Source organism: Geobacillus sp. CAMR5420 (assembly GCF_000691465.1).
GTDB lineage: Bacteria > Bacillota > Bacilli > Bacillales > Anoxybacillaceae > Geobacillus > Geobacillus thermoleovorans.
Map to the genome: position 1 here is coordinate 13,618 of NZ_JHUS01000062.1, position 20,069 is coordinate 33,686.

The 20,069-nt window shown below is 35.7% G+C and carries 15 protein-coding genes; all 15 read right to left on the reverse strand.

Annotated features, from left to right (window positions below):
• Nucleotides 1-6: 6 nt before the first annotated feature.
• The 15 genes from DI44_RS02505 to DI44_RS02435 all read right to left on the reverse strand — a co-directional run bounded on the left by DI44_RS02505 (nt 7) and on the right by DI44_RS02435 (nt 19,617).
• Nucleotides 7-486: a gamma-glutamylcyclotransferase family protein gene (locus tag DI44_RS02505; protein ID WP_033026129.1), complete on the reverse strand. Its 480-nt coding sequence runs from the start codon at nt 484-486 to the stop codon at nt 7-9.
• A 108-nt stretch (nt 487-594) separates the two neighbouring features.
• Entirely contained in the window at nt 595-1,551 is a 957-nt protein-coding gene (locus tag DI44_RS02500) for an amidoligase family protein (protein ID WP_050483857.1), read from the reverse strand.
• Between the two features lie 601 nt (nt 1,552-2,152).
• The gene (locus DI44_RS02495; RefSeq protein WP_033026132.1) at nt 2,153-2,821 is read right to left on the reverse strand and encodes a hypothetical protein; all 669 of its coding nucleotides are present in this window, start codon (nt 2,819-2,821) and stop codon (nt 2,153-2,155) included.
• A 16-nt stretch (nt 2,822-2,837) separates the two neighbouring features.
• Nucleotides 2,838-3,560, reverse strand: a complete 723-nt coding sequence (locus tag DI44_RS02490; RefSeq protein ID WP_033026134.1) for a hypothetical protein — start codon at nt 3,558-3,560, stop codon at nt 2,838-2,840.
• Complete coding sequence (locus DI44_RS02485) at nt 3,560-4,321, reverse strand: hypothetical protein (protein WP_033026136.1); 762 nt, start codon at nt 4,319-4,321, stop codon at nt 3,560-3,562. The genes DI44_RS02490 and DI44_RS02485 overlap by 1 nt, the downstream gene beginning before the upstream one ends.
• 1,188 nt (nt 4,322-5,509) lie before the next feature.
• On the reverse strand, nt 5,510-5,779 hold the full coding sequence (locus DI44_RS02480; protein ID WP_033026138.1) for a hypothetical protein: 270 nt from the start codon (nt 5,777-5,779) through the stop codon (nt 5,510-5,512).
• A gap of 324 nt (nt 5,780-6,103) precedes the next feature.
• Entirely contained in the window at nt 6,104-6,856 is a 753-nt protein-coding gene (locus tag DI44_RS02475) for an HNH endonuclease (RefSeq protein WP_033026142.1), read from the reverse strand.
• A 29-nt stretch (nt 6,857-6,885) separates the two neighbouring features.
• Entirely contained in the window at nt 6,886-7,500 is a 615-nt protein-coding gene (locus tag DI44_RS02470) for a hypothetical protein (protein ID WP_128723162.1), read from the reverse strand.
• A gap of 64 nt (nt 7,501-7,564) precedes the next feature.
• Entirely contained in the window at nt 7,565-8,095 is a 531-nt protein-coding gene (locus DI44_RS02465) for a recombinase family protein (protein WP_033026146.1), read from the reverse strand.
• A gap of 784 nt (nt 8,096-8,879) precedes the next feature.
• Entirely contained in the window at nt 8,880-9,161 is a 282-nt protein-coding gene (locus DI44_RS02460) for an AbrB/MazE/SpoVT family DNA-binding domain-containing protein (RefSeq protein ID WP_033026148.1), read from the reverse strand.
• Between the two features lie 464 nt (nt 9,162-9,625).
• Nucleotides 9,626-10,561, reverse strand: a complete 936-nt coding sequence (locus tag DI44_RS02455) for a DNA adenine methylase (protein ID WP_033026150.1) — start codon at nt 10,559-10,561, stop codon at nt 9,626-9,628.
• A gap of 5 nt (nt 10,562-10,566) precedes the next feature.
• Nucleotides 10,567-11,337, reverse strand: coding sequence for a hypothetical protein (locus DI44_RS02450; protein ID WP_033026152.1), 771 nt, complete (start codon nt 11,335-11,337; stop codon nt 10,567-10,569).
• 879 nt (nt 11,338-12,216) lie between these two features.
• Nucleotides 12,217-12,534, reverse strand: coding sequence for a hypothetical protein (locus tag DI44_RS02445; RefSeq protein ID WP_033026154.1), 318 nt, complete (start codon nt 12,532-12,534; stop codon nt 12,217-12,219).
• 230 nt (nt 12,535-12,764) lie between these two features.
• Nucleotides 12,765-17,957 carry a hypothetical protein gene (locus DI44_RS02440; protein ID WP_128723163.1) on the reverse strand — a complete coding sequence of 1,731 codons (5,193 nt, stop codon included), beginning with the start codon at nt 17,955-17,957 and terminating at the stop codon, nt 12,765-12,767.
• 196 nt (nt 17,958-18,153) lie between these two features.
• The gene (locus DI44_RS02435) at nt 18,154-19,617 is read right to left on the reverse strand and encodes a copper amine oxidase N-terminal domain-containing protein (protein WP_033026157.1); all 1,464 of its coding nucleotides are present in this window, start codon (nt 19,615-19,617) and stop codon (nt 18,154-18,156) included.
• Between the last annotated feature and the right edge of the window lie 452 nt (nt 19,618-20,069).

The window sequence follows — 20,069 nt, forward strand, 5'->3', positions numbered from 1 at the left end:
GTGTTCTTATATTTCAATACCAGTTTGGATTGCTGCTACTGCTAATGGATAAGGGTCTATACCGTTTGCCCTATACCCCTCTAATATCGTGTCATAATACTTTGCACTCGGTGCTTGCACTGACCTTACAGCTGTATTCATAATATACACTAACGCTTTTATTTCTATGTTATCGTTCTTATTTCCAACTACTATTGTATTGTCATTTATGTTTTCTAACTTTACCTTTATCTCTTCTTTTCGATATAATCCCCTCGCTACTCCCTCATAACGGTCTAAACGCTTTTCATCTTCCTCCGTAATCGCCCACACTACCACAGGAACCTTTTTACCCTTAGCTGGAACTATGTTCGCATAATACCTAAACTCAAGTTCGTAATTTTCTATCTTGCCAGTCCCCACTACTACACTATTCGGACATCTGTTTGCCATTTGAACTAGATTCATATTTGAACCGTAAGCTGCATATAATCTATACTTACTCATGTTTAAACACCTCTTTAGCAATATTTTTATTTATCTACACTTGTACTAATTCATCTTCTCATCAATAAAATCTGTATAAATTTAATTTTTAAAGCCTCCCTTATCCCATTAGAAGATATGGCTGTAATCCTCTACCATCTCATTGGTTACTTTATTCTTGTATGCCGAATTGCCCTCTATGTGCTTTAATAAATGATACCTCATTGTCTTAAATTCATCTCCTATCCCACCCATTTTTAATAACCAGACTCGAAATGTGTATTTAGGATTGTTTGTTACCGTTACCTTATAACTTGCTTTTTTCTGATTTAATGACTGTGCTACGATTAATAACACTAATTGTATAAACGCCTTGATTTTACCTGCATGCAATGTTCCATTAAAAATACGAAATTCCACCGCATTGTATTTACCCCTCAATAAATTATGAAGATTTAATACTTGATATCTCGAATGGTGATATCTATTGTTCCTAGCATTTCTACTTGTCGATGCATCGCCATACCATATGTCAGCAAACTCTTCTAACGTTTTAGGCTTAACTTTGTTTAACTTACGAATGAAATCTTCTGTCAAATCACTGCAATACCTTTTCCTTATGTGATTTACTCTTAATGCTGCACTTAATAAATTTTGCTTCGAATATATGATGTTGCATAAGATTCTTAAACTGTTTGCCGTAAACTTGTCTGAACCAACATGAATATGTAGTCCTGTACTCTCATTTACTTTCGCTTGACCACGCTCCCTTAAATCTCTGATTAAACACTGCAACAACTCTATATCGCTGTAATTCAATATCGGACTCACTAACTCACATTTGTATTCATCTGTACCAATATCTACTTTTCTACCTATCAACATTTCTGGTGTTATTGAAGAATCCCTGACTATTTTCCATACTCGATCACAATTGTCGCGAATCTCATACACATCATAAGTACCCCCTCTATATTTGGGAATCGTATCAAAAAATTCTGCCACTAAATTTGCTGCTATCCTCCTCGTCACCCTCGTAAACTCTACCTCCACCCCAAAAGTTAACGACCTCGGATTCACTACCATCTAATCAAAACCTCCACCTAGTTTTATTGCTCAACTTATATAAACTAGGTCTCGGTTTTACTCTTAAAATTGACTCTTCTCATACCTTTTTGAAAAATTTTTGAGGAGTTTTTCAGGATTGTCGAGGTTGGAGTTTACTTATTGATTAAAATGAACAAATTATGCAGGGTGCTCGGTTTGCTCGGTTTGTTCTGGCTGTTCTTCATGAAACCTAGTTGAACTAAATCAGGTGCTCGAAACATTCGATTAAAGAATGAAAAGTATAATGAATATCATTTGTCTTCTGTAGTTGATTACGTTTCGATTGTTTATTTCTGTCTGTGTTCGCTCAACTTTGCTTTAATCATGGTCTTTCTCTCACTTTATATGAACAATTTCAACCTCCTTCTCTTGAACTTGATTTTTCTCTTGAATTTGTTTTTATTTGTCTTGCAAAAATTTCTTACCCCATAAACGAATACATCTAAATAAAGAACTATCTGCTGTTACTTCCTGTTTCTGATCAGCTACCTCTTATTTTTGCAGATTTATAAACCACACACCTAAAAATACTCTAGAACCGTATCCTAAACTCCTGTTTTCTTTTACTTGTCCATATCCATTAATAAGCTAATCTGATTTGTATTGTAGTACATTTATGATCTACAATTTCTACTGATCCACCACGAAGAATCGTGTCAAAAAATTTATCTGGCTCCTCAAAGAAATACATGTTTAGGTTGGCTGATTTCATGTATCTCGATGGTAACTTTATGTTCATGTTTACTTCTGCAAAAACCAAACTCCACCTATCATTTGGATTTATTAACGCTATTAACGCTCGATTGCTTATCCCATCACTCAAAAACTTTATCTGCATTAAACTACCAATTACCCTTAATAATGAAACCTCATCTACCTCTCTCATTAGCTTTACTGCAAAGATGCCAAAACCACCAAGTAACCCTGCTTTAGTAAAATACCTTATCTCTCTTGTCAACTCGCAACATAAACGATTGCCAACTTGTGTCTTAAAGTACAAAGCTCCGACCGTTACAGATGATAACTCTTCCATCGATAGTCTAGACTTAATTATTCTGCCTAAATGCTCATCTGGATACGGTCGAAGTATCGAACTAACAACAGAATAAGCAATAGATGCCCAATTTTCTTCTCTATACGGTGACTTCGATTTGCTTATCAATTCTTCAAAGCTCAAAGGTTTTAAATTACCCCTGATAACATGAATATCTTGAGGCGGTCTATACGTCTCTATCGTATTTAAGAACATACGGTATCACCACCCGTTAAATGAATAGATTCTGCTGATCTAATTCTTTGAACACTCTTGCTACCTGTGATTCGATAGATAGCTTATAACCATCTACCTCTGCAAACTCACCATTCAAAAATCTAGTTATTAATTCTTTTTCCGCCTCATACTTCTTATCTCCACTATTTAAAATGTAAAGCAAGTGCGCTAATTTCGTTTTGTCTGCCTTTTCAAACATGCTGCTGACCATAAAATGAGATAAATTACCCAAAAGGATTAACTCCTCCTCACACTCTGCTAGTAACATGAACTTGTGTTTTTCAGGATGTGGCAGAAACTTGGCAATCCCTGGTATAAAGAAATCTAAATTCTGATGATCATGTCCCGTGTTTGCCCTAAACTGAGCCATCGCAGAATCTACTTCCCCGCGCAAAATAAGATCAACCGTATCCTTTCCAATTTTCTCTAATAATTTCTTGTTTGCGTAACTTACAAAAACCTCTACTGCATTAATCGAACTTATATTAAATTCTTTTTTTGTCCTCTCATAATTAAATTTTGTTTTAATTAAGAAACGCATTTTCTCCTTTGCTTGACTTTGCTTTAACCAAGCAAGAGATTTTACATAACTTACAATCTCCATTAACGCATTCAATTTCCGCAATTCTAACTCCCTTGTCTCTTCATCAATGTCGTTTTTATTTAAGTTAGATTGCGTTACCTTAACAGCTTCTTCAATCATCTTTAAAGTCTTCATTACCCCTCTCTCCTTTCACTACTTTTATCCAAAGTTTCTAAATCAGATTCAATAGCAAGAAGAACTATATCGAACTCAATCTGACTGCTGTTATATAAACGAAATGCCTCTTTTGTAGTCGAAAATGCCTCGTCATCATGCTCTAAAATCCCACGTAGTATTACCCTCTTTACCTCGTCTTCTTGCCCATATTTAGCACTCGTTCTATCATGGTTCGCTTGAAAGATTAAAAACTTCTCCTCTGGAGATAAATCTACTTTTGCTGTCAAATCTGATAAGATGTCAATTAGATACATTGGGTTCCTTAAACTGAAAGCACGCCCTCCATGCTTTTGAGTACAAAATGCTAACAAATCCACTAAATATGACCTTTTAATGTTCCTAAGACCAGAACTGATACGGAACTGCTCCATTACCCCTTTCAATTCCTCATGAGAACTACTATTTACAATCGAATCAATAGTGCTCTCTCCTACTTTCCTTTCTATTTCAGCATTAAACCTGTTATTAGAAGCCCTTACTGCATCTTTAGACATGTTTAAAGGTTCCTTTAACCTACCTGCCCATAAATTGTATTTCTTCGTTAAATCATCGCTAGGCTCATGCCAGAGCAAATAATTTTCGATGTAATAAAATACTTCTGTTAACGCTTTTAGCTTGCTCAATTCTAGTTCTCTTACCTCTTCACTTAATTCACTCGAATTAAGCCTGCCTTGCACCTTTTTTAACGCTGCACCTAATTTCTGCCATAACATCATCATCTGCACCAACTCCTTTCTTAGCAAATTACAAAACTCTAAATAGCTAAATAATTTAATCCCATTAAAACAACTAAAATAATACTTCTTTTCACCTCTTTTATAGGAATTGATGGAATTTAGGAAAAATAAGTGACTTATTCTTCGGATTTGATTTGTTTTTATTCCTGCAAAAATTCCGTAAACCTAGTGATAAGCAAATTTAAGAAAAAATGAAAGATAGACCAAACCTTTTCCTCAACAAAATCCTCAGAATTAAATCCTAAGTACTGTATTTTATCTGCACCGCATACTCTTGAAATTCGAACCTTCTCCATTCAAAATTCAAATTATTTTTTAATCGAATATTTAAGACTGCTGCTAATAATTAAGCGCAGTCTTATACAAGCCTAAATATCGAAAGAAATTATGTATTTGTGCTTATAAAACAGATTAAGTAAAGCTAAATCAACGTTTTTAAACGTTTACGTTCCATCTCAACTCCATACGGTTATGAAAAGTTGGAATAGATGAGAAAATCCACTAAAATCAAAAGACTGTTCAAGCATTTTCTATTAAAAGGGGATAATTTAGCATAATAGAGGTTTTTTATATTTTTAGGGGAACTCTCGCTTTTTGAAGGATTATCGGTGACATAGACGCACTATCGTTTTATAAAAATGTCTGGAGTTTTATAAAATTTGTCTCCTCCCTGTTCGGTTTTTTATAAAAATGTCGCCTCTTTTATAAAACTTGTTCCCTCCTTGTTTGGTTTTTATAAAAATCTCTCCACTTTTATAAAACTTGTCACTCGACTGTTCAATTTTTTATAAAAATGTCTTCCCTTTTATAAAACTTACTCTCTCCCAGTTCGGTTTTTTATAAAAATCTCTTCCTTTTTATAAAACCTACTCTCCCACAGTTCGATTTTTTATAAAAATGTCTGAACCGTTATAAAACATTCTGCTCGGTTGTTCGATTTTTTATAAAAATATCCGGCTTTTTATAATTCGTTTGACTGCCTCACGGTCCCTGAAACAAAAATAACTCTGCCAGTAAAAAGCCGTACCCCCATAGCGAGGGGAATCGCTTACTATTTACCAGTAGAGCTATCACGTACTTTTATTTACACTTTGTGGTGTTTTTACTGAAAGTCGTTTGTTATTAACCAAATTTATACTTTTTATCATACAAAATCTGTACTTTTAAACATCAATATTCACTCGGCAACATGAACGTATAGTATTTCATACCATCTTGTTCTTCATACACCGCCCAAACAACTTCATCAAACAAAACCTTTTCTATCACCATTAGCAACCTTCCGTTCCCATCTTCTACTATTGTCAAATCACCTTCTGTTCTTTTAAACACTAAAAAATCTTCCCTGCCCATGAAGTTCCGAATTACAAGCGATATTACCAAATCCCAATCGTAACATCCTAACTCTTTTATACCAACCGTTTGAAAGATTTTTACCAAGACGACCCCTCCTCCCTTAAAGTGTTTGATATGTTACCTCGTTAATGACACCAAAGCAACTTTTATTACGAAAAAATCACTTTTTACTTTCTAAACGAGATAAAAATATACGACTGCCGATCCTTAACTGCCAAAATTTTTAATCCAAACCCTAAACAATAAAGCGAGGTTCCAGATTTACCGATCTGCACCTCGCTTTGCGTTCACCGCTACTCGATTTACCCAATTACTAAATTTACCCATAATATACTCCCTTAACTAATTACTTTTTACACTTAACCATCAGAATACCTTTTACACAACCACTTCTTGTCTACTTAACCTTTAACTAGCTTTTACCTTTTTAGCTTTATTTGCTAAATGACCTACACCAAGCGATGATAAAGTCTCCTGAATCTTTTGCTTAATTAGCTTACGAAAGATAGTTGCATGTTCTTTATTTTCATCCTTGTGTACTATTTCTAAGTTCTCAGGTCGATTATCATCATTGTCTAGATTTCTATGATTAATTTCATAATCAGAATACTCACCCAAAGCTAACTCTATCGCATATTGCCCGAAATATAACGCTGCTATAATTTGATGGTTTTTATAAGCAATTTTTCTATATCTTAAACTGTTTTTAAGATATAAAATCCCTTTACAAGATTTATCACTTAAAGTCTGCTTATTTTCCATTAACCAATCTCTAGAAGATGTTAAAAATCTCTTACCGTCATAAACCATCTTCTCTTCACCAGTGAGATATTTTGTTAAAAAGATTCTATCGCCCTTTACCCCATATTTATAAACTTTATTGTTATAATGATACACTTCACCCGTTTTCCGATTCACAAAGATGCTATACTCGTCTAATGTAGTATGATGGATGCCATCAAATACCTTTACCTTGTTTTTACGCATCACACCTGCTCCTATTTGCTTGTCATCCCAATAAGGCTTTATCTCTACATCATTACTATCCTCATCAACAATAGGAACCCACTTTTTCCAATGTTTTTCTACTTCTTCATCAGTAAACGAAACAAATAAGTCATATACTGTACCGTTCGGGAAATCAAAAACTCTGTATATCATACTATATTCACCCCTATAAGTTTTTTGTGCTACGCCCAACAACGATTTTCGTAGTGAGCCATTAATACTTCTAACTGTGGCTCGGATAACTTACGGTCTTGTTCCCACATTACCATTACAATCTCTTTGATTTTATCTTTTAGACCTAATGCCTTTACTAAAGTTTCATTTTCTAGAATTTCCTTTAATAAATCACCAAAATTAAACTCATCTTTCAGTTTTGCTAAACGGTTTATAGCTGCTTTGTTATTCATTAACGCTTGCCTGATTACATTGCGAATATTTACACCTTTTTCTATTGCAATTAATTCCTCTAACTCTTCAAACTCTCTTACAGCTCTATCCATATCAAGGTCTATATCGTCTATTAAACTATCAACATCTAAACCCAATTTTTCATCAGCTATATACTCTAGACTAATTCCTTTATAGCCACTTTCAAATTCCTCTTCACCAATCAGTAAACAGATTTCTTTTTTCCTAGATAACATCATTTTTGTATTACGCTCACAACTGTAAGCAAAGGCTCCTAAACTGTTTTCCTCAGGTAAATTACCCCTACGAGTATTTAATTGACGAAGATAAAATACACCTGCCCATTCACGCTCTCTACTAGTTGTCGGTGTTCCTACTTCTAACATCACCTCAAACATCTCTTGGCTCGTAGGGTTTATCGAAAATGTTAACATTTCTCTCTACCTCCAATCTTTAATCAAATATTTTCACGTAATTATAAAACGTATGTGGCTGAATATCTAACTCTTCTGCGATCTCTTTTACTGTCTTCTCACCCGATTTATACTTTAGGAACATTTCATAAAATCCTTCTGGATAACCACTGCTAGGTCTGCCTGTTCTTTTCGATTTGCGAAAACGTTCCTCTTCTACCAACTTATCATTGAATTTCAGTGCCTTTTCTAAAATCTCCAACCCCTCTTTAGAAGTAAATGACTCTTCATCATACGTCTTATTTAAAATCTCCAACTCAATACCTTTCTTTCTTAAAGACCTAACAAACTCACAAACCTCATATAACGAACTGCAAATATTACCTAAACTACTGATGACTAATGTGTCACCACTTCTTAATTGACCCATCATCTTTTCATACTGCTTTAAATCCGTGAATCCATTCGGTGCTACCAAGTCGACATACAATTTATCTGGTAACGCTACACCTTCAAAGTTTAATAACTCCTGATACTTTTTAGCCCTGATATAACCTACTCGCTTGCCCATCGTTATGCCCCCCCTCACTTTTAAAGTCCAACTGCTGCTCCTAACCCAATTAGCATACTGCACATCGCCATTAAGCTGATACACGATGCGATCCTCGATACTCGCGAAGAATCTGAATCAAAAAAAGTATGCAATAACGGTATTGCTACGAATATTGACACCGCTGTTAAGAAATAGAACATTGCCGATAGGAAATTTGCCATTGCTAACAACCCCCATTCTTTTTGTAATTTTTTACTCATTTAGTATTTATTACCTATACGTTGTTTGAAGTATAGCATGACGTTACAAACGTAGGCAATACTTTTGTAAAAGTTTTTATTAATTTTATAGAAATTTTTTTTATCCCCTTAAAACCCTTGATAATACTGACTTTTAAAGGCGACCCCCTAAACCAAACGAGAGCCATTTTTTGACCGATTTTGAGCGAGAAAATTTCATTCGAAGGGTTGAATAGCCCCCAAACACTTAAAAGCGATTGTGGGAGATTTTTGAACGAGAGGATTTATTTTTTAAAAGAGTTGAAATAAAAATACCCCTACAAGCGATTGTAAGGGGGCTTTTGAACGAGATTTTTTCATTTTAAGGGGTTGATACCGGAATACGACTAAAAACGATTGTAGGCGATTTTTGAAAGCAATAATGAAAAAAAAACTTGGACTTAAAACTGATTAAAAAGCCGAAAGATGCATCTATCTTTCTTTTACTCTCAAATTTCTCTCATTGTCGCTACTAGAATACAGAAATAAGAATAAAAGAAAAGTCCCTGCCAAACGGTAGGGATTTAATTCAATGCTAATAATTGCTCCATCTCTTTTAACAATTTCTCTGCACCCTCACGACTTAAAATGATTTTACCGTCTGCCAACTTGAAATTGTCATTAGATACTTCTCCCGTTACCATGCAAGCCATGTCTGGTTTGTATTTTTGTAGAACGATACAATCTTCGTCTAAAAAGATTTCCAACGAATCTTTGATGTTAATATCAAGTGTACGACGTAATTCCATAGGTATTACAATACGACCAATCTGATCTAATTTACGAACAATACCTGTTGCTTTCATTTACACACCTCCAATTTATCCGGTTCATCACCACAACATGTACTTGACAAGCGATACGTTCTCCTGAACAAGGATGTGCAAAAATCATTGATTTACTGATTTTTCCTCACAAGCGTAAGTGGGGCATGTTATGAAAAAATCAAGCACAACTTTTGGTGAAGAGCCATTTATCCTATTTTTTGTAATAAATTTTACAATTTTCTTGATAAACAAACAATATTTATATTTTATAGAAAACAGTTATCAAATGTTTCGACCTAGTTTGTGGTGCGTAGGTTTTTAAATTCCGCCCTTGGGCATAGTTGTTCCAGAACCCCCCACAACAAAAACACGATGCTTTACTTGTTTTTACTAGTTTGAACGCCTCTACTCTTACCTTTTTATCATAAGTCGACTATTATCTGCATATTTCGACAAACAAAAGAAGGGACACTGTTCTTCTACACAGTACCCCCACACTACACCTATTCAACGAACTCCTCCTCTACCAAATATGAAGATACCTCGAAATTGCACCAGATGTACTCCTTCTCCTTTTTACCTTTGCCAGAACTCGGTACAAGTACCTCACCCATGAAATATCGATGGAACCCATTCGCTTCAAGTCGCTCATAGATAGCATTTTTATAACCGCTTATAATAACCTTGTTCTTAGTGGTAAGTACCATATCAACTAACTTCTCATGGTCAGCGACCGTGAATTTATCGATGTAGCCTGTCGTTTCTTTTGTCTCTTTTGGCTCTTCTGGCTCTTTCATCTTTTTTCTCCTTCTTGTCTTTTTTCCTTCACCTTTTTCATCTGTCGTGATATATGGAGGATCTAGATACACTAACACATCTGATCGATCCTTATACATGTTGAAGGGTACCTGATAATCTCCACAAATCAACTGTACTTCACTGTAGACCTCGTCTAAAAAATAGAACTTCTCCAAAGACTTGATCGGAATACCCCTATCTGCTTTTTCTTTACAAAACGTCTGCCTGTCTGCTGCCCTACTGTACTTCGCCACGATATACGTCAATGCACCTGAACGGATAAAATCCGTGTTCTTATCTCTTCTCTCGTCATTCGCCATGTTAAACAAATCCTCATCATTATACTCATCTGCCAATATCACTATGTGATTGATTAACTCGTCTATCGTGTACGCATTCTGCAAACAACGAAAGAAGTTTACTACACCTAAATCTATCTCATTTGCAATCTTGAACTCTAACTCTTTAACAATGTCTAGGTGCAAAAATAATCTGTTTCCACCTGCAAAAAGATCACTAATGCCGACTATCCCAAACTCTTCATGTGCAAATTCAATAATTCTGCAAATACGATCAATGATTTGAGATTTCCCTCCCAATGTAGGGAGGGGATCTACTATTTTTCTACCGTAAAGAACCATGTCATTTACCCCCTAGGCAGGAAATTGAACTGATATGCCGAAATTTCTACATTTTCTGCTACTGTAATGTTCTTACTTAATCTCCGGTCTTCTATATTTCCCTCGATTACACCTCTCTTTATAAGCTCCTCAAGGATTTCTCTATATAACCGATCAGCTCTCACACCTACCCATTCTTTTATCCATTGCCTTAAAACACTCGCCTGAATCGCTACAGGATGTTTGTAACCTTTATATTGTTTCTTATGGTCTAATATTGCCCCGTGACTGTCCTCTTTACTAAATTCATTACTCGTCTTAAGAGGGAATCTCCATGCATTATTTTCTATTTCCCTCTCAATCTTTGATATAATCTCGTCTAAATTAATCCAATGCGGTAACGGACTCTCTGCTTTCTTAAAATCATACATATCCTCCACCTCCTCAATCGGTACCCCATCTTTAGTAATTACATCTGATATAAATGAACTGATCGCCGCTAAATAACGCTGCTCGATCTTCCCAATACGCCCAAGCTTCCGCAAGTTTTCATGCATCAATCTTTTGTCCTCTAAATCTTCTTTCATGATCACTACCGATTGCACGATGTTCTTCGGGTTCTTTGCCTTGCTTGTGAATCTTACCGCATAATGATAACAACCGTCTTCTGAATTCCACCCCCATAATAACTCTAACTTCCAATTCTGATTTACAAAATCTGCTACCTTTTCTGATTTATCATTCTGTGGTAAGATTAATTCTTTGCTTTGTTCCGATTTAATTTCCATATTTTTCATTTCATCTTCCTCCTGTTTAAAATGATTTAGTACACTTATCAGGAATCTCTTGAAACAAGTCTTCAATCTCGTTCCAACTCATAGAGGAAAATGAAAATATGTTAAAAAATTTTTTCTATGCCTTGCACCATTTTGCTATGTATTGCATTCTGTTTTCTTTGTCTTGCATTTCAATTTTCTATACCCTTCGCTTCAGTTATAGTCCTGTGACTGACTTTTAAAATGACCTCATCTCAATGCCATTGATTAATCATCTGACAATTTGAATGGATAGGGTGCGCGGTTTGCTCGGTTTGAACCTATTGTCTGGGATTGAGCGAATTGATGTGTTATTTGGGATTTAATGAAGTTGCTCGATGCGGAAATGTGCTCAAAATGGTCGTTGTCGAGTAATCGCTCGAAATGACTTGGGTTGAAAAATGTGCGAATAAAACACACATGAGAGTTTCGCACTCATGTGTGAACGAAACTTAACACAAACACAAAATGCTCAAATTGACCTGAGTTCAAGATTGCTCGAATTGATTTGAGTTTGTGTTTTTGATTGATTGTTCTGTTGTTTGGTTTGGTATCGTTTTTGAACAGACTTTCTCTACTTATTATGTTTTCGCTCGAAGTACAACTGTTAAATTTATTTTTTCTCTGGTCTTATGTAGAGATTTTTAAAATGACTTATGAGGGTTCATATGAACTTGTGATGAAAATTTTAAAATTTGTTTTAAACCTTTAAAAATTTATCAGGAACAGGTTTTTTTATGTCCCAAATACCCTTTCATTAAATAAGGAACTTAAAATTACTCGTTTTATTTCCTAGAGCCGGTAAAATATTTACCAAACAAAAAGAGGTGACGTTTTTATCGTCACCTCCTCCCAAAAAATTTATTCTATTAAATCCCGTGAAAACTGCTTGTACTTCTTTACTATCGTATGAACTTCTGATACGTTAGAAAACAACTCAACATGAATACTGTCAAGTACATTCGCTACTCTATACACTACCACATCTACAGGCAAATCACGCTGTTTGAACCAATTCTCAATCTCTTCAAACATCTGTTCCAGTAACTTAAACTGTTCTTGACTAAAATCCCAAGGGTCTAAATCATAGAAATATCCCTCACCCTCATCCACTTCGGGAACTACCTCTGCTGCCCAAGGGAAACGCTTTATTAACACTTCCCTCGATAATTTAGCCATTTTACCACCTCGTTCCATTAGATTATTAAATTTATTCCGTTCTACTTTAACTCTGAATAATTAGTTAATAAAGAAAAAAGATGCCGTTTTTCGGCATCTTTTCATAACTTTAATTATGGTACTTTTAACAAGCTAGTGCATTGCATGACTTATAGCATCAACAATGAAATTCGCTATATACACTATATTCTCGAGCTATCAAAGGTAATTTTTTCAACTATTAAAACTGATTACTGAAATGTGTCAAGCACACTCACGTTACCTACTACGAAAGACTTCTCATGCTTTCCGCCAAAAGGTTTAACTTGAGATGAATCGTATTCCATGAACGAATCTACTAATCTAAATGTTAATTTCGTGTAACCGATGTATCCTTTGCTAAAGAACTCGTTTTTATTGATCGGTGTTTCTAAATTAGGAACCTGCATAGGAACTTTATCAGTGTATAAATATGAAGGCAACTCGAACGAGTTAGTGTATTCTCTTACTACGAGGATTGTAGTGTCCTCCGCATACCATCCCTTACCAGTTGCAAGATCATTCGTGCCACGAACTGCGTTTATCAAATCTGCCACTTTTTGCTCCGTTAATTTAGCACCTGTACCATTTTCAAATGTGTTGAAAATGTTTTGACCGACTGGTGTTGAAATATGCATTTTCGCTAGTGCCTCTTTTAAACCTTGTGGCAAGCTGTTTAAATCATAATTACCGTCAACTGCTACCAATTTACCCCCTCGAACAAGCAATGTGTGCTCTACAACATTACGGGATTTCTGTTTCAACTTAATCGCTTTTTTCTTACCACCATACTCAACACCGTTGATTTTTAACTTACCTTCTGCATTGAGTGTTACTTCCCAAGTTCCATCCGATTTCTTCGTTGCATAACGACTCAAGAACTCTTCGTTTATCTTATCAGTCGAATAAGTTGTTGACGGATTCCATGCGTTTTTGAGCGATGTTGCCCCGATATCTAATGCAAATGTTTTTAACTCTAACTGACCTTTTGTTTGGAAGTTTGTAGCGATTGCTGAACCTTTATAAAGGACACCCTTACCATTAGCTCCTAATCTACTTGCAAGAGCTTTTGCATTCGCATCTGTTGCTACCGACATGCCGGTTACAGAAGGCTTGATGTCTACATTCACGAATTGTGCTACATTGTAGTGAACTGGTTGCACTTGTCTCATTTTATCTCCTGCTACAAATGCTACTGATGTGTTCCCGTTAACATCATCATATACCATCGGAATCTCTGGATTGATGTTTAGTACTTGCTTATCTTGTTTCACTTCCGTATATTTACCATTCACTGAAGTTACAACATCTTTAAACTTTTTAGGTGCTTGATTAGCTTTCGGAATGTGTCTTCTGAAATTAACTGTCACATCATAATCAGCTGTCTTTGCACTACTTGTTGCTTGTCCACTCCACGTATAAGGAACATAATAACCTGATGAAATTAATTTGCCATCCTTATCGTAAGTAGGTGGCACCCATCTATAACGTGTCTCGCTATAACCATAAGATGCATAAGGGCTTCTTACCCCATATTTAAACATATAATTCTTCACTACCGATGGTTTGTTTTCTGCTACACCTTTATCTGTTACACCAATCCGACCATCAAATAAACTATACGGATTTACCCAAGATGCTAATTTTACATTGCCAACGGAACTGTTATCTTTTACTGCTAATAAATCACCTGCTAAATTAAATGCTGCCACCGTGTCATAAGCCGATAAATATTTAATTGTTGTGTCATTAAATAATTTTGCCTTGCTGTAAGCCCATTTCACATTGCTTAAATCTGGATCAATTAAACTAAAGTTTACATCACCAGTAGGAGATAAAACGGGATTTATAAACGTCTCAGAAGGTAACGTTAATGAGAAAATCGCTTTTGCTACACTATTTTTCGAAATATCCTCGAAATACTTCGATAATCTCCACTCTGGTACATCATGACTCGATGCCGATACGTTTGTATCTTCAACTGCTTTTACATATAGCGTTAATCGCGCATTTGAAAATACATCTTTACCTTTCTCTTTAACACCTTCGTATTTGTTCTCTACTGATGAGATATTATCACCATCTCCACCAAGATATGTGTGTAGATAAACTGGTTCTGGTGTGTCCCAACCAAGCATGATTTCCCAAGTGTTTGGATTATTCAATGAGATGTATCCATCTTCACCTTTAGATGACTTTGTTAAAGTAGATTTATTGATATTTTCATTGTCACGTTTATCTACTAACGTGAATTTTGCTTTTTCTTCTTGAAGAATTTGATATGTCTTACCGTTATAAACAAATGTCATACCACCTTTAATTATTTTGGAATCCTCAGAAGTTAATTTACCTAGAAACTTATTATCACTCTCTGACCAACCTTTTACTGGTGTCCGGAAACCACCTTTTCTTGCGCCTGTTTTATCTACTATCGATACATCTAACATCACGTCTATTTTCGGTGCTTTAGTGTGGTCTTCAAGATAAATATAACCCCAAGGTTGGTACCCCCAACCACCAAATGGGTTCTTCGATACATCTGCTGTTAACGGTACGTTTTTACTCATTGGTTTTAACGTTCTCGCATAATTATCTCTAGCATACGTTCTGAACGTAAACGGTATATTACCATTCTCTTTATACGGTGACCTTAGTCCATCTGCCTCCGTACTGGCTCCACCTTTTGTTACAGCTTCTGCTTCTCTATTTGCTGATAACTTCTTTAATTTGCTATCGGTAGGTCTAGCCTTTTTTCTAACCCATAAATACCAATCTGTCGCATCATGAATCGACATAAATGCATAATCCCTTGATAACGGACTCTCATTATCTTTTACACTGATCCCTACTAATGTTTGAGCAAAGAATACTACCTCTTTATTTCTGTATGCTTCGCGCATCATACGCTCAAACTTATCATACTGCTCACCTTTTAAGATTCCTCTGGCTTTAATTAACTCTAAATAACCATTAAACATATCTGACGCTGCTTTAGCATATGCGTCATTATCGTACCCCTCCATAGATAAAACATACCATTCTAACATATCCCTGAAAGACTCTCCTACAATTCCTGGTCCTGCTAACGTTCTGTTCGGATTTTTAGGGTCGATATTGTATAAAGCATTACCTACAATACTTACAAATGCGTTGTCGCTGTTTTTTGATACATCTGCATAAGATAAAGTCCTTTTCATTAACTCTTCACGACTTTGACCACCTGTACTGCCTTTATATAAAGGGTTTTTACCATATAATGTCTTAACTCTGCTACTTGAACCTTTATTCTCAAATGTTATTACACCTGAACCCGTCTTTCTGAATAATCCATCTGATACCTTGTTTGGTGCCATGTAGAATAACAAATGATCATAGTTGAATTTGAATGGATCTTGAAGGTCTTGCTTACTCGATTCAGAATTCAATATCCCTACACCATTAGCCTTTAACTTATTTGGAATAAAACCTACTTGTACTACTGCTACTCGATCCGATGTCTGGAATGTTCCAGCAGGTGTACCACTTGTCGCTCCACCCTTCGCAGGTGGTGTTCCTCCGATATTAGTGTCCGATGCTACTACACTCAATGGTGCAAAAGATGAAAAAATCGATGTTAATAATGCACCAACTAATAAAATACTCATCAACTTTGTTTTAGGTGCGGAAATTTTACCATTTTTCCTGTAAAACACATAACTGCCAATAGCCCCGATTAGCGATAGAATGAATAACACTAACATGATATAAATATCATCTCCTGTATGAGGTGTTGATACAGAACCCCCAAACACAACTCCTACACCTAATACAACCTTTGTCTTAAAAGACTTTAGATCAATCGCTACTGTCGTTATTTTCCCAGTGTCATTATCCTTTAACATATACGATTCACCGGGTGCTACCGCAAAAACTTGACTGCTTTTACCCTTGTATGCTTTTTTCGAGATTTTATCTACATTGATTACACTAAAGTTGTAGTCTTTACCGTCTTTATCAACCTCTAAGACATATTTAGGTGAAAATACTATACCTAAAGATGCCGTACCGCCCTTTACTGTAACTGTTGAAGTCCTTAATTTCACATTTGCATATTTGGATTTAACAACTTCTACTTTATATGTCCCATCTGGAATACCATAAATCTTTTGCGTGTTCAAATTTACCGTTTGTGTGATCACTGTTTTCCCATTTGTTAATTTAATATCTGCTTCTGCCCACGATTTGCTTAAATCCGTGTTGCCTGACACTTCTGGTTTAAGATCAATTACCCCAAGCTCTTTTTTATGCTCAAATACTACCGAATACGTTAATACTCCAGTCTGCCCACCAGTCACTGCCGATACAGGCAACTCGATTAACGCTTTACCATTTATACCGCCCCTTACTACTCTGTCTTCCGATGACACCAAAAATTTCGGTGTTAATTTATCTCTGTCAACCCACACCATTCCTTTATCATCAGATACTAAAGACAAACTCCCTTTCTTATCAGATAACTTAATCTCAATATGAAACTTCTTAAGTGGTGCGCCTGACTCATCCACTAACGCTAAACCTACTTTATTATTGTCGGTGTAAAGAGCTCCTCCAATTGGACTTAATTTTGTACCAGTTAAATCTCTTATTGCTACCTCTTTACCTTCCTCCCCTTCATAATAATCAAAAGTCTTAATGCCGAATTTATAATACGTGTTTGGTTTCACATTGTATGCTTTTTCATCAACAAACTCGATGTACTTAAATACCTTATCTGCCTTGCGAGGAATCAAAGCGAACTCATCGCCTAATTTGTAACCCCTATGATTAAACATTAAGTGATATACACCTGACTCACGATCATAATTCTTACTGTTGGCTATCGCTGTACCAATTAATTTATTCTCCTTTACAGACCAAAGCTCTAATGTGAACTCTGGAATATATGTGCTCTCAGATTGCTCTGGTGTGTAGTAAATGTCTACATACAGCCCATCTTTTACAACTCTTCCTGACTTGTCCGTTACTACTTGATCTTTAACTTGTTCATCCTTTGGTTGAGAAGTAACTTGCTGATTTTCTGGTTGAGATTGTTGATTCTCTTGTTGAGGTGTAACTTGTTGATCCTCTGGTTGAGGCTGCTGATTTTCTTTCTGAGGTGTGACTTGCTGATTTCCTTCTTGAGAATTAACTGCATCCTGTCCCCCTTCTAAACCATTAGATGCTGACTGATCCGATATAATCTGATTATTTACTTCCGATGTTGTCGATACTCCTGAAGATTCAACTGTCACTGACTCTGTTCGCTGTTGCTCAGTTGCTTGGTTTTCTTGCACCGTAACAACCGAATCGCTATTCGCTAAAGCCACTGTCGAAACCGATGAAAATATTAATGATAATGCTAAAACTGAACTCGATACTTTTAACATTTTTATCCCTCCTAACTTTTTTGTATTGCTTGTAAAACTGATAATTGTTCTTCACTCCCTTTTATTCATTAGTGTGTACTCGTATATAAATAAACTAGATGCCCAAACTAGTCTTAAAATCGAACCCATGTCTTGAAAAATATAAAAAATATGAGGTTCGATGTTTTGATGCATCGAACCTCATGCTTGGATTACTTTACTTTATTTGACCATATGTGGATTGAAAAATTATCTTAGCACCTTTCTTTAAAGAACTATTGAGGTCTACACGCATGAAAGAACCTGCGCCCGGTTTGAACCAATGTCCCTCAATCTGTACTAACATATCTGCATGACCTGAACCTGCAATAATTAATGTGTTATATCCCATCGCATCCCATACTGCCGAATATACTTGCGCATCTGCATCACAATCACTTACTCTGCGAACTAAATTGTCATAGGCTGAACGAGGTTTCCCATCGCCTGGGTCAACTGTACCACTTGCTAATGTACCTGCTAAAAATCCAGTCTTCCATGCCCTGATTACCCCTTCTTTACTTACACCTGCACTAACTAAATCTCCTATACTGCCTTGTGCTAAATACAATCCTACATTTCGCTCTGAACGGTCTCTCTTGTCACCATTAAATCTAGCTCCATCTAAATACTCTAAATAATACTTGTTCCTCGATTCGCCAAAAACAAGCTTGTCGTATTCCTTTGATATATGCTCTCTTACTATTTTCATCACTGTATCATACTCTTTTTGATTCCTACTAGCATATGTGTGACCACCGTACAATACCTTTATCCCGTTCACCGTCTGCGCTTTACTCGTGATCACCACTACCTTCGGTACAGATAACCACTCTACCGAAGAACCTAACGATACCTTCAAGAAATCAACTGGTATCATTGTTACCCCGTTCTTTATAAACATCTTTGCCGATAACTTTACCGACTTCCCATTTACATATGCAAAATCTTTCCCTCTCGGTAATTTAATCACTGTATTCCCTTTAGTTATGATTACCGTGTTCGTCTTTGTGTCAGATGTTACTTTCGCCCCTAACTTTTCATAAATATCTCTAAGTGGAACGAATACTATGCCGTTTTGCTCTATCGGCTGTTGTTTATAAAACTGCGGTATCCCGTCTATATACACCGATATCGGTGTTAACCTCTTTACAACCGTAAGCGATTCTACAAATTCATTCCCAACATCCAACGTAATATTATACGAAAGTCCAGATAATGTTGATTCTGCTAATACAAGTGTTTTATATAAATTATTGGTTGAAGTAAACTGATTTGCATTTATCTTATTCTCTATATCCTTCAAACTAGAATGTAACAATGATAATGTTGCCAAAGTCAAACCATTTTTCTTTAAAACATCTAACGCTAAGTTTACATTTGCTAAAAGTGTTGCATCATCTTGATATTTTTGAGTCACCTGCACTACTTGCGTTGGTGTTTGAGTAGACGAAGCCGCCTCAACCGTACCCCCTGAGATGCCTAACGCTCCCATTAATACAGTGCTGATTAATAAATTACTTATCACAAGACTAAACGATCGTTTTACACTCTTATTTGTACCCTTATTCCTCGTATAAACTGATGTCATGTGAACCTGAGTGTTTGTAGAAACAACTGAGTCTTTTTGATTTGGCTTCAAGGTGAACCGCCTCCTCTCTTATTAAAAATCAACCACGCATAATCGGTTGTAATTATTATGAATTAGGTTTCCATTCAACTCTTAAAATTCAGTTGTTTCTAGACGTTTATTAAATTTATGACTACTTAACTATCCGAGATAATCTCTCTTATTTCGTTCAAATCCATCCCTTAAAAGTTAGTTAAGTGCATGATCAATCGCATCATCCATATAACTTTCTAATTTCTCTAAAACACCATACTCTTCAGCAACGGAATCACTCATTTGCTTTATAATAGCTTCGTTTAGCAGTAAATAAGAAGTAGGTTAATAAATATTTCTTAAATGTGATATTTTTCTAGTATTTTTAAAATTTATGACGAATAAATTACCTTCTAAAAATACTTAACTCCTTTTTTCTTTTTTATCTCACACTCCCCTAAAACATAAAATAAAAACCATCCCCGAAAGAA

What these genes read in the sequence shown, in the direction of transcription:
- DI44_RS02505 (WP_033026129.1), bottom strand. Translation starts at nt 486, where the DNA reads ATGAGTAAGTATAGATTATATGCAGCTTACGGTTCAAATATGAATCTA.
- DI44_RS02500 (WP_050483857.1), bottom strand. Translation starts at nt 1,551, where the DNA reads ATGGTAGTGAATCCGAGGTCGTTAACTTTTGGGGTGGAGGTAGAGTTT.
- DI44_RS02495 (WP_033026132.1), bottom strand. Translation starts at nt 2,821, where the DNA reads ATGTTCTTAAATACGATAGAGACGTATAGACCGCCTCAAGATATTCAT.
- DI44_RS02490 (WP_033026134.1), bottom strand. Translation starts at nt 3,560, where the DNA reads ATGAAGACTTTAAAGATGATTGAAGAAGCTGTTAAGGTAACGCAATCT.
- DI44_RS02485 (WP_033026136.1), bottom strand. Translation starts at nt 4,321, where the DNA reads ATGATGATGTTATGGCAGAAATTAGGTGCAGCGTTAAAAAAGGTGCAA.
- DI44_RS02475 (WP_033026142.1), bottom strand. Translation starts at nt 6,856, where the DNA reads ATGATATACAGAGTTTTTGATTTCCCGAACGGTACAGTATATGACTTA.
- DI44_RS02465 (WP_033026146.1), bottom strand. Translation starts at nt 8,095, where the DNA reads ATGGGCAAGCGAGTAGGTTATATCAGGGCTAAAAAGTATCAGGAGTTA.
- DI44_RS02460 (WP_033026148.1), bottom strand. Translation starts at nt 9,161, where the DNA reads ATGAAAGCAACAGGTATTGTTCGTAAATTAGATCAGATTGGTCGTATT.
- DI44_RS02455 (WP_033026150.1), bottom strand. Translation starts at nt 10,561, where the DNA reads ATGGTTCTTTACGGTAGAAAAATAGTAGATCCCCTCCCTACATTGGGA.
- DI44_RS02450 (WP_033026152.1), bottom strand. Translation starts at nt 11,337, where the DNA reads ATGAAAAATATGGAAATTAAATCGGAACAAAGCAAAGAATTAATCTTA.
- DI44_RS02445 (WP_033026154.1), bottom strand. Translation starts at nt 12,534, where the DNA reads ATGGCTAAATTATCGAGGGAAGTGTTAATAAAGCGTTTCCCTTGGGCA.
- DI44_RS02440 (WP_128723163.1), bottom strand. Translation starts at nt 17,957, where the DNA reads ATGTTAAAAGTATCGAGTTCAGTTTTAGCATTATCATTAATATTTTCA.